The organism is Mesorhizobium sp. M0983 (assembly GCF_040318975.1).
GTDB lineage: Bacteria > Pseudomonadota > Alphaproteobacteria > Rhizobiales > Rhizobiaceae > Mesorhizobium.
In genome coordinates this window covers 252,811-264,385 of sequence record NZ_JAMYNH010000001.1, presented here as the reverse complement: position 1 = coordinate 264,385, position 11,575 = coordinate 252,811, and the positions used below count along the sequence as shown (strand labels likewise).

Here is an 11,575-nt window from a genome sequence, read left to right as displayed (position 1 = left end):
ACTGAAGCTTGAAGATTTCTGGACGTAAGCACTTGTCTGGAGGGGTTTATGGCAATGCGCGCGGCTCGTGGTCTATCGATTCTTTTCCTTCTCTTTTTCGCCTGGAGCGGTGTCGCGCAAGCGGCCGAAGCCCGGCGGGTGGTGACATCGGATAATTCCGACTATTTTGGTTTCGATCTCAGATCCGACCAGAATGTCAGCCTCGATCAGTGCAAGACCACCTGCCTCGGCGACCCGGCCTGCCGTGCCTTCACCTACAACCTCAAGGCCAAATGGTGCTTCCTTAAATCCGATTACAACTCGTTGAAACCCTTCGGCGGCGCCGTCGCCGGCAAGGTCGTCAACATCGATGGCGATCCCGACATCGGCGCGCCACCCGAACTCGCCTTCTTCCCCAACTGGATGGCCGACCAGGCCCAGCAATACCGCAACAAGCTCACCGGCCCGACCTACACCAAGCCGACAGAGGGGCTGACGGCGCTGAGGGCCGCCGCCGAACAGTCGGCGCTGACGGGCGATCATCGCTCGGCCATGCACAAATACGAAGCGGCGGTTTCGGTGCTGCCGGACGATGGCCAGCTCTGGCTCGAGCTGGCGCGCGAAACGCTTGCCGTCCATCCGACCGCCAACAGTTCGGAGCCGTCGACCCTACCGGCGAACGCCACTTCCGCCGCCTTCAACGCCTACAAATTGCTGCGCACCACCAAGACGCGCGCCGACGTGCTGGCGCTGCTCGGCGACGGCCTTGACCGCCGCGACCTCTACAGGCCGGCCCTGCAGGCCTACGAGGCGAGCCTCGCTTTGGTCAATTCGCCGGCGGTCAGGGCCGCTTATCAGGATCTCAAGGCCCGCAAGGGCTTCCGCGTCATCGATCATACCGTCGATGCCGACACCAGCGCGCCGCGTATCTGCGCGCAGTTCTCCGAGGAGTTGGTCAAGACCGGCGTCGATTATTCCCAGTTCGTCACCGTCGACAACGCCGCTCCCAAGGGCGTCGAAGCCAAGGACAAGCAGATCTGCGTCGAAGGGCTCGAGCACGGCCAGCATTATGACGTGACCTTCCGCGCCGGCCTGCCGGCCGCCATTGGCGAGGTCACCGCGGCACCGGTGGTACTGTCGATCTACGTGCAGGACCGCGCGCCTTCGGCCCGCTTCACCGGCGACAGCTTCGTGCTGCCCGCCGGCGCACGCCGCGGCATACCGGTCGTCACCGTCAACATGAATGCCGCCGAAATGAAGCTCTTCCGCATCGGCGACCGCTCGCTGGCCCAGCTTCTGTCGGGGTATCAGTTCCTGCGCCAACTTGACGGCTACGACATTTCGAACATCTCCGAACAGATGGGCGAGCCGGTCTGGCAAGGCCAGCTCGACATCGCCAACGACCTCAACAAGGAAGTCACCACCTCCTTCCCCATCGACGAGGCGTTGCCGAAGCGCAAGCCCGGCGTCTATGTGCTGACCGCACAAGCCGTCAACGATCGCAGCGACGACTATGATTCGCACGCCACGCAATGGTTCGTCGTCTCCGACATCGGCCTGTCGACCTATACCGGACAGGATGGGCTGAACGTCTTTGCCCGTTCGCTCGCAACCGCCAAGCCGATTGCCCGCGCCGAGCTGACGCTGCTGGCCAGGAACAACGAGATCCTTGGCACCGCGACCACCGACGCGGAAGGGCGGGCGGTGTTCAATCCCGGCCTGACGCGCGGCGACAGCGGCATGGCACCGGCGGTGCTGATGGCCAAGCAGGGCGACGACGACTTCGTCTTCCTCGATATGGGCCGCGCCGGGTTCGACCTGTCCGACCGCGGCGTCGCCGGACGTGCGGCGCCGGGCGCGCTCGACGTCTATGCCTGGACCGAGCGCGGCATCTACCGCGCCGGCGAGGACGTCCATGTCTCGGCTCTTGCCCGCGACAGTGCCGCCAAGGCGGTCGAGAACCTGCCGCTCACCTTCATCTTCTCGCGGCCCGACGGCGTCGAGGACCGCCGCATCGTCAGCGACGGAGCATCGGCCGGCGGCCACGCCGTCGACCTGCCGCTGGAACCCAACGCCATGCGCGGCACCTGGACAGTGGCGATCCACACCGATCCCAAGCAGGCGGCGGTCGCCAGCCAGATGTTCCTGGTCGAGGACTTCGTCCCGGATCGCATCGAGTTCGACCTGTCCGCCGACAAGCAGGAGATCGCCCAGGGCGAGACCGCCAACATCACCGTCGACGGCCGCTTTCTCTATGGCGCGCCGGCCGCGGGCCTCGCGCTCGAAGGCGAATTGACGCTGTCGACTGGCCGCGACTGGGACCGCTTCAAAGGCTATTCCTTCGGTCTGGCCGACGAACAGTCGGCCGAACCAACGGTGATGCCCTTCACCGGCCTGCCGGTGGTCGGCGACGACGGCAAGGCGACCTTCCCGGTTTCCGTCGATCAATTGCCATCCACCACCAAGCTGGTCGACGCCAAGGTCACGGTCCGGATGCGCGAGACCGGCGGCCGTGCGATCGAGCGCTCGCTGAATATCGGCATCCGCCCGCAGGGTCACATGATCGGCATCCGCCCGGATTTCGACGGCGACGAGGTGCCGCAAGGCGGCACGGCCAAGTTCAGCCTGATCGCCGTCGACCCAGACGGCAAGCGTGAAGCGCTGAAGGGCGCGCAGTGGTCGCTGGTCAAGGTCGAGCGCAGCTACCAGTGGTACCGCTCGAGCAATTCCTGGAACTATGAGCCGGTCATCTTCACCAAGGCGGTGGCCAACGGCCGGGTCGACCTGAGCGCCGATGGCGAGGCTACCATGTCGCTGCCGGTCGACTGGGGCCGCTACCGGCTCGAGATCGAGACATCGGATCCGGAAGGTCCGGCGACCAGCTACGAGTTCGACGCCGGCTGGTATGTCAGTTCCACCACGACCGAAACGCCCGACGGGCTCGAGATCGCCCTCGACAAGGAAACCTATGCGGCGGGCGAAGTAGCCAAGCTCAAAGTATCGCCGCACTTTGCCGGCGAATTGCTCGTCACCATCGGCGCCGACAAGCTCTTGAGGACGGTCACGGCCAGCGTGCCGGCCGGCGGCAGCACTGTCGACATCACGGTCGGGGACGATTGGGGTGCCGGCGCCTACGTCACGGCAACGCTGTTCAGGCCGGGCGATGCGCAAGAGACGCGCATGCCGGCGCGCGCCATCGGCGTCAAATGGCTGAAGCTCGATCCCGGCTCGCGTAAGCTTGCCGTCAGCTTGGCGCCGCCGGACAAGACCATGCCGCGCCAGCAGCTGTCGATCCCGGTCGCCGTTGCCGGCGTGCAGCCCGGCACCAACGCCTATGTCATGGTCGCGGCCGTTGACGTCGGCATCCTCAACCTGACCAACTACAAGGTACCGGATCCGGAGAACTGGTTCTTCGGCCAGCGCATGCTCGGTCTCGAGGTTCGCGACATCTATGGCCGGCTGATCGACGGCTCGCTGGGCACGACCGGCAAGCTGCGCACTGGCGGCGATGGCGCCAACATGCAGTCGCAAGGCAGTCCGCCGACCGAAAAGCTGGTCGCCTTCTTCTCCGGCCCGGTCCAGCTCGACGCCGACGGCAAGGCGCGGATCGACTTCGACATACCGCAGTTCAACGGCACCGTGCGCGTCATGGCCGTCGCCTGGACAAAGGAAGCGGTCGGCCATGCCCAGTCAGACGTCATCGTGCGCGATCCGGTGGTGATCACCGCCGGCCTGCCGCGCTTCCTGGCGCCCGACGATTCCGCCGTCATGCGGCTCGACGTCGCCGACACCGATGGCCCCGCTGGCGACTACAAGCTGACCATCGACACGACGGGCGACCTGTCTACCGGCAGTGCCGCCTTGCCTGAGAAGCTGACGCTCGCCAAAGGCAAGCGGCAGACGCTGACCGTGCCGTTGATTGCGCAGACCGCGGGCAACGCCTCGATCACCATCAAGCTTGCGCATGCCGATGGCACCGCCGTCGAGCAGACGCTCTATGTTCCGGTGCGCCCGGCGCAACTGCCGGTGACCACCCGCATGGTCGTCGACCTCAAGGGCAATGGCGGCGCGCTGCGCGTCGACAAGGAACTGTTGGCGGCAAGCCTGCTCGATGGCGCTTCGGTGAGCGTCGGCGTTTCGCAGTCAGCTGCCTTCGATGTGCCGTCGCTGCTGATGACGCTCGACCGCTATCCCTATGGTTGCGCTGAGCAGACCACCAGCCGCGCCATGCCGCTTCTATACGTCAACGAGATGGCTTCCGGCATCGGCATGGCCAGCGACCCCGATCTGCATGGCCGCGTCCAGGACGCCATCTACAAGGTGCTGAGCTACCAGGCCTCGGCCGGCAGCTTCGGCCTGTGGGGTCCGGGTTCCGGCGATCTGTGGCTCGACGCCTATGTCACCGATTTCCTGACCCGGGCGCGCGAGCAGAAATACGACGTGCCGGCCCTGGCGATGAACCAGGCGCTGAGCAATCTGCAGAACGCGATCGGCTACGACCAGGACGTCCAGGATCGCGGCAGTGAGATCGCTTATGCGCTCTATGTGCTTGCCCGCAACAAGAAGGCCTCGGTCGGCGATCTGCGTTATTACGCCGACACCCAGCTCGAAGCCTTTACCAGCCCGATGGCCGTCGCCCAACTGGCGGCCTCTCTCGCTCTCTACGGTGACACGCAGCGCTCGGAGGCAACCTTCCAGGCCGCGTTGCAACTGGCCAAGTCGACGCCGGAATATGACTATTACCGGTCCGACTATGGCTCGCCGCTGCGTGACGGTGCGGCGATCCTGGCGCTTGCCGCGGAAAGCAAGCCGGTGCCGACCATCGTGCCGGCGCTGATCCAGCTGGTGACCAGGGAACGCGCCGACGCCAGGTGGACCAGCACCCAGGACGAGTCCTGGATGCTGCTGGCGGCCCGCGCGCTGAAGGCCGGCAATGATTCGATCGCGCTGACCGTCAACGGCGCACCGCATGCCGGCGGCTATTCGGACCAGATCGCCGGTGGCGAACTGGCCGACAGTCCGCTGACCATCGTCAACACCGGCAGAAATCCGCTGCAGGCGGTCGTCACCACCGTGGCCTCGCCGATCCAGCCTCTGCCGGCCGGCGGCAACGGCTTTACCATCAGCCGTACCTACTACAAGCTCGACGGCACAGAGGCCAACGTGACGGAGGTCAAGCAGAACGAACGCTATGTCGTCGTGCTCAAGGTTTACGAGCAGAACACCTGGCCTTCGCGGCTGCTGATCACCGACCTGTTGCCGGCCGGCTTCGAGATCGACAATCCGGGCCTGGTCTCCAGCGCCCAATTGACGAACTTCTCCTGGCTGGCGCAGACCGATGCTGCCCATCTCGAATTCCGCAACGACCGTTTCGTCGCGGCCTTCAATCCGAACGACGGCGACGGCGACCGCAACATCACGCTCGCCTACGTCGTACGCGCGGTGACGCCGGGCACCTATGCCCACCCGGCAGCAACGATCGAAGACATGTACCGGCCGCAATATTCGGCCCGCACCGCCACCGGCATGATGGAGGTCAAGGCGCCGTAACGATGGAGAGGGACGCAAACTGGTTGGCTGTAGCTAACGACGTGACGCCGCGCCGCCCCTTACCCTTACCCTTACCCTCTCCCCGTGAAGGACAGGGGGTCGCCAGCGTTGCGGCCATTCACCTTCTCCCCGTCCTCCACGGGGAGAGGGTGCCGGCAGGCGGATGAGGGGCGGCGCCGTGCTCTCCAAAAGATTCCTCCGCCGAGCGGCCATTGCGGGCATTTCCTTCGCCGCAATCACCGCTGTCGCCCTCTGGCAGCTCGACCGCGCTTTTCCGCCGCCGCTGCCGGCTGCGCTGACGGTCTCGACCGAGGTGCAGGACCGTGACGGCCAGCTGTTGCGGGCCTTCGCCACGCCGGACGGCTATTGGCGGCTTGCGACCAACCTGGACCAGGTTGACAACCAGTTCGTCGACATGCTGGTCACCTATGAGGACAAGCGCTTCTGGGATCATCAAGGCGTCGACGTGCTGGCACTGGCGCGTGCGGCCGGCCAGTTCGCGACCAGCGGCCATATCGTCTCCGGTGGTTCGACGCTCTCGATGCAGCTCGCCCGGCTGATCGAACCGCGCGACAGCCGCAGCCTCGGCTCGAAGATCAAACAGATGCTGCGCGCCGTCCAGATAGAACGGCGGCTGTCCAAGCGCGAGATCCTCGAACGCTACCTGACGCTGGCGCCCTATGGCGGCAATCTCGAAGGCGTGCGCGCCGCTTCGCTCGCCTATTTCGGCAAGGAGCCGAAGCCGCTGACGGTCTCTGAGGCGGCCCTGCTCGTCGCTTTGCCGCAATTGCCGGAAAAGCGACGCCCTGACCGCAACCTCGAAGTCGCTCATGCCGCCCGCGACCGCGTGCTGACCCGCATGGTGTCGGCAGGCCTGCTCGGCGAACGCGAGGCCGCGCGAGCCGCGCTCGACGATGTGTCGGGGCTGCGGCGGACCTTGCCGGCGCTCGCTGCTCATGCTGCCTATGCAATGCTGCCCAAGGCCATTCCCGGCCAGAAGCTGCAACTGACGATCCGCAAGAGTGTCCAGGAAGGGCTGGAGCAGGTGGCCAAGGATGCCGCCGCCAAGCTCGGCCCTCGCCTCTCGGTGGCCATGGTGCTGGCCGATGCCCGCACCGGCGATATTCTTGGCGAGGTCGGCTCTGCCGATTTCTTCGATGCCAGCCGTTCGGGCTGGATCGACATGACCAAGGTCGTTCGCTCGCCTGGCTCGACGCTGAAGCCGTTCATCTACGGCCTCGCCTTCGAGCAAGGCCTGGTGGCGCAGGAGATGCTGATCGAGGACAGCCCGGCCGATTTCTCCGGTTACCGGCCGAAGAACTTCGACATGGGCTATCAGGGCGATGTCAGCATCAGGCAGGCGCTGCAATTGTCGCTCAACGTGCCGGCGATCCGCGTGCTCGACGCGGTCGGCCCGGCCCGGCTGATGGCGCGCTTTCGCCAGGCAGGCGTGATGCCGATCCTGCCCGTCAACGAAGCGCCTGGCCTGGCGATCGGCCTCGGTGGCGTCGGAGTGACGCTGCGCGACCTCGTCCAACTCTATGCCGGCCTTGCCAATGGCGGCAAGGCACACACGCTGCATGACGGCACCGAGCCGGCGAACACCGAACGCTCGACCACCACCATCCTCGATGGTCAGGCGAATTGGCAGATCACCGACATCCTGTCGGGCGTCAAGCCGCCCCAGGGTGCTGCCCAACGCGGCATCGCCTACAAGACCGGCACCTCCTACGGCTATCGCGACGCCTGGTCGGTCGGCTTCGACGGCCGTTATGTGCTCGGCGTCTGGGTCGGCCGCCCCGATGCCGGCGCGGTGCCCGGTCTGTCCGGCTATGTCTCGGCCGCGCCCATTCTGTTCGAAGGCTTTGTCCGTTCCAGCCTAGCCGCCGTGCCGCTGCCAAGCCAACCGTCCGGCGTCCGCCGGCCAAAGCGCGAAGAATTGCCGGTGACGCTGACGCGCTTCGGCGCCGGCGTCGACGGGCTGGTGCAGGCGACGCCGACCGAACCTGCACCAACCATCGTCTTTCCGCCTGACGGCGCCCGTGTCGATCTCGGCACTTCCTCGGCCGACGCCTCGCCGCTGGTGCTCAAGCTGCAAGGCGGCCGCGCACCGTTCCGCTGGCTGGCCAACGGCAAGCCGCTGGTCGGCATCGACCGGCGGCGCACCGCGACCTGGCAGCCGGACGGCGCCGGCTATTCCACCCTGACCGTAATCGATGCGGCGGGGCGCGCGGCCAGTGTGAAGGTTTTTGTCGAGTGAAAGTTTCCCTTGAATAGTTTCCGGCAGGTGATTCAGCGGATTGGGTTTTACGCCTTGCTTTCGGCCGCCGGTATTTCCTCGGCCTCTGCTGACGCCCTCCCCGCCGGCTTTGTTCGGCTGGCCGACATCGATCCCAGTATCCGGCAGGATATCCGCTATGCCGGCCTCGAAAACTTCCTGCATCGCAAGGTAAGCGGTTACGATGCGCCGGTATGCGTCCTCACCAGCCAAGCGGCGCAAGCGCTTTCCGCAGTGCAGAAAGCGATTGCTGCCGGAGGGCTGACGCTGGTCGTGTTCGACTGCTACCGCCCTGCGCGTGCTGTCTCCGACATGGGTGACTGGACAAAAACGAGCGGACCACCGGACCCGCAATGGTACCCAAAGGTCAAGCGCAAGGATCTCATCGCCAAGGGCTATATCGGCGAACTGTCCACCCATTCGCGCGGATCGACGGTCGATGTCGCCATCACGCGAGCGGACCGCAAGAGCGCTCCGAAACCGGCCTGCGGCGCGACCGATGCCGACACGCTGGATTTCGGCACCGGTTTCGACTGTTTCGATCCGACGAGCGAAACGGCTCACCGACCGATCGCCAGTGAAGCGGCGGCAAACCGCAAAAAACTTGTCGAGGCGATGCGCGCCGGCGGCTTCAAGAATTACGCACGCGAATGGTGGCACTTCACGCTGGAAAACGAGCCGTTTCCAAGAGAGCGCTTCAACTTTCCCGTCACCGCCGAATAGTCCGCCAAAACCTCGTTCGGACGCGACGCCGCCATTGCCGAAGAGCTAGCCGTCTCTAGATAATCGCGTCGGGAGCGTAGGTCCCGTGCAAGGGAAAATAGTTCCTCCCATCGCCGAAAGTAGGCGAAAAATTGCTTCAATAGGCCAAAAAAGGCAACATTGAATGCATCTAAATTCTATCAATTCGGTAGATTTGGCGCGAGTTCAACGGAGGCGGAAATGACCAAACCTCATTTCAGGAAACTGCTCGGCGCACTGGTCGCCACATCGGTCCAGTTCGGCACGCTCGGTTTCGCGTTTGCCGACACCACCATTCTCAACGTGTCCTATGACCCGACGCGTGAGCTCTACAAGCAATTCGATGAGGCCTTTGTCGCCCACTGGAAGACCGAGACAGGCGAGACGGTGACCATCCAGCAGTCGCATGGCGGATCCGGCGCCCAGGCGCGCGCCGTGATCGACGGGCTCGACGCCGACGTGGTGACGCTGGCGCTCGAAGGCGATATCAACGCCATTGTCTCGAAAACGAAGAAGATCAATCCCGACTGGCGGACGAAATTCGAAAACAATTCGGCGCCTTACACCTCGACCATCATCTTCCTCGTCCGCAAGGGAAACCCCAAGGGCATTCATGATTGGGGCGATCTGGTCAAGGATGACGTCCAGGTGATCACGCCCAATCCGAAGACCTCCGGCGGCGCGCGCTGGAACTATCTTGCCGCCTGGGCCTATGCCAGCGCCAAGGATGGCGGCGACGAGGCCAAGACCAAGGGATTCGTTGGCAATCTCTATGCGCATGTCCCGGTTCTCGACACCGGTGCGCGCGGCGCCACCGTGACCTTTGCGCAAAAAGGGCTAGGCGACGTGCTGCTCGCCTGGGAAAACGAGGCCTATCTGGCGCTCGACGAGTTCGGCGCTGACAATTTCGATATCGTCTACCCGCCGACCTCGATCCTGGCCGAGCCGCCGGTCGCAGTGGTCGACGCCAATGTCGACGCCAAAGGCACACGCAAAGTTGCCGAAGCCTATCTGAGCTACCTCTATTCCAAGGAAGGCCAGACGATCATCGCCAAGAACCATTATCGCCCTTCGAAGCCCGACCTGGTGCCGGCGGAGGACCTGGCCAAGCAGCCTGAGATCAAGCTGGTCACCATCGACGACCCACTTTTTGGCGGCTGGAAGAAGGCACAGCCTTATCATTTCGGCGACGGTGGTATATTCGACCAGATCTATAAGCCGGCCCAGTAGCATTTAGATCAGGACGACATGACCACAGCACCCGCCAAGGCGGGGTGGCGGTTCAGGCAGCCGAGCGTCATTCCGGGTTTCGGATTGACGCTCGGCTTCTCGCTTGCCTACCTCACCCTCATCATCCTCATTCCCCTGTCCGGGTTGATCTGGCGCTCGGCGGCGCTCGGCTGGACCGACTTCTGGGCGATCGTCACCGACCGCCGCACCATCAACGCGCTTGAAATCAGCTTCGGCACCGCCTTCATTGCCGCCGCCGTCAACGTCGTCTTCGGCACGATCGTCGCCTGGGTGCTGGTGCGCTACAGCTTTCCCGGCCGCCGCATCGTCGATGCCATGGTCGACCTGCCCTTTGCGCTGCCGACGGCGGTTGCCGGCATCGCGCTGACCACGCTTTACGCACCGAACGGCTGGATCGGCAGCCTGCTGACGCCGCTCGGCATCAAAGTCGCTTATACGCCACTCGGCATTGTCATTGCGCTGATCTTCATCGGGCTGCCCTTCGTCGTGCGCACCGTGCAGCCGATCATGGAGGAGATCGACAAGGAGGTCGAGGAAGTGGCCGCAACGCTCGGCGCCAATCGCTTCCAGATCATCAGCCGCGTCCTGCTTCCCGGACTGGCGCCGGCCATCGTCACCGGTTTCGCGCTGGCCTTCGCGCGCGGCGTCGGCGAGTACGGCTCAGTCATCTTCATCGCCGGCAACCTGCCCTATAAATCCGAGATCGCACCGCTTCTGATTGTCATCAGGCTCGAGGAATATAATTACGCTGCGGCGACCGCGATCGCGGCGATCATGCTGGCGCTGTCCTTCGTGATGCTGCTGGTCATCAACCTGGTGCAGACGTGGAGCCGCAAGCGCTATGGCTGACCCGGAGATCAAATCCTACGCGCCGCACCACGAAAGCCAGTCGCCGGCGGTGACCGAAAGCCGCACGGCGAGAACCGTGCTGATGATCGTGACCTTTGCCTTCCTCGGCATTTTCCTGCTCTTGCCGCTGATCATCGTCTTCAAGGAAGCTTTCGCCAAAGGCATCGAGGCCTACACACAGGCGCTGTCGGAACCGGATACGCGCTCGGCGATCCGCCTGACGCTTCTGGTCGCGGCGATCTCGGTGCCGCTCAACGTCGTCTTCGGCATTTCCGCCGCCTGGGCGATTGCCAAGTTCGAGTTCAAGGGCAAGGCGTTCCTGACCACGCTGATCGACCTGCCGTTTTCGGTCTCCCCGGTCATTTCCGGCCTGGTCTATGTACTCCTCTTCGGCGCGCAAGGCCTGCTCGGTGCTTGGCTCAAGGCGCATGGCATCGTCATCCTGTTTGCCGTGCCGGGCATCGTGCTGGCCACCATCTTCGTCACCTTCCCCTTCGTCGCCCGCGAATTGATCCCGCTGATGCAGGAGCAGGGCAATGGCGACGAGGAGGCGGCCCTGTCGCTCGGCGCCAATGGCTGGCAGGCGTTCTGGTACGTGACGTTGCCTAACGTCAAATGGGGATTGCTCTACGGCGTACTGTTGTGCAATGCCCGCGCCATGGGTGAGTTCGGCGCGGTCTCGGTGGTGTCCGGCCACATACGCGGGTTGACCAACACCATGCCGCTGCATGTCGAAATCCTTTATAACGAGTACAATGCCGCCGCCGCCTTTGCCGTCGCTTCGCTGCTTGCCGGCCTGGCGCTCGTCACACTGGTCTTGAAAACACTTCTCGAGATGCGCTACGGCGCCGAGATCGCCGCGACGCGCGGACACTGACAAAATGCATGTCGCCCAAAAGTGGGAACCGGTTTTGGGATAACGACATG

6 protein-coding genes are annotated in these 11,575 nt (G+C 64.3%); all 6 read left to right on the top strand.

The features are described 5' to 3' along the window. Positions 1 to 48 precede the first annotated feature (48 nt). Positions 49 to 5,529 (top strand): alpha-2-macroglobulin family protein, encoded by a 5,481-nt coding sequence (locus tag NKH71_RS01425; protein ID WP_352788501.1) that lies wholly within the window; start codon positions 49 to 51, stop codon positions 5,527 to 5,529. 163 nt (positions 5,530 to 5,692) lie between these two features. Next, positions 5,693 to 7,789, top strand: a complete 2,097-nt coding sequence (gene pbpC, locus NKH71_RS01420; RefSeq protein ID WP_352788504.1) for a penicillin-binding protein 1C — start codon at positions 5,693 to 5,695, stop codon at positions 7,787 to 7,789. Positions 7,790 to 7,843: 54 nt separating this feature from the next. Continuing rightward, the gene (locus NKH71_RS01415; RefSeq protein WP_352788506.1) at positions 7,844 to 8,530 is read left to right on the top strand and encodes a M15 family metallopeptidase; all 687 of its coding nucleotides are present in this window, start codon (positions 7,844 to 7,846) and stop codon (positions 8,528 to 8,530) included. 219 nt (positions 8,531 to 8,749) lie between these two features. Next, positions 8,750 to 9,778: a sulfate ABC transporter substrate-binding protein gene (locus NKH71_RS01410; protein ID WP_352788508.1), complete on the top strand. Its 1,029-nt coding sequence runs from the start codon at positions 8,750 to 8,752 to the stop codon at positions 9,776 to 9,778. Between the two features lie 18 nt (positions 9,779 to 9,796). Further along, positions 9,797 to 10,648 (top strand): sulfate ABC transporter permease subunit CysT, encoded by an 852-nt coding sequence (gene cysT, locus NKH71_RS01405; RefSeq protein WP_023720880.1) that lies wholly within the window; start codon positions 9,797 to 9,799, stop codon positions 10,646 to 10,648. After that, on the top strand, positions 10,641 to 11,525 hold the full coding sequence (cysW, locus tag NKH71_RS01400; protein WP_023720881.1) for a sulfate ABC transporter permease subunit CysW: 885 nt from the start codon (positions 10,641 to 10,643) through the stop codon (positions 11,523 to 11,525). The genes cysT and cysW overlap by 8 nt, the downstream gene beginning before the upstream one ends. Positions 11,526 to 11,575 lie beyond the last annotated feature (50 nt).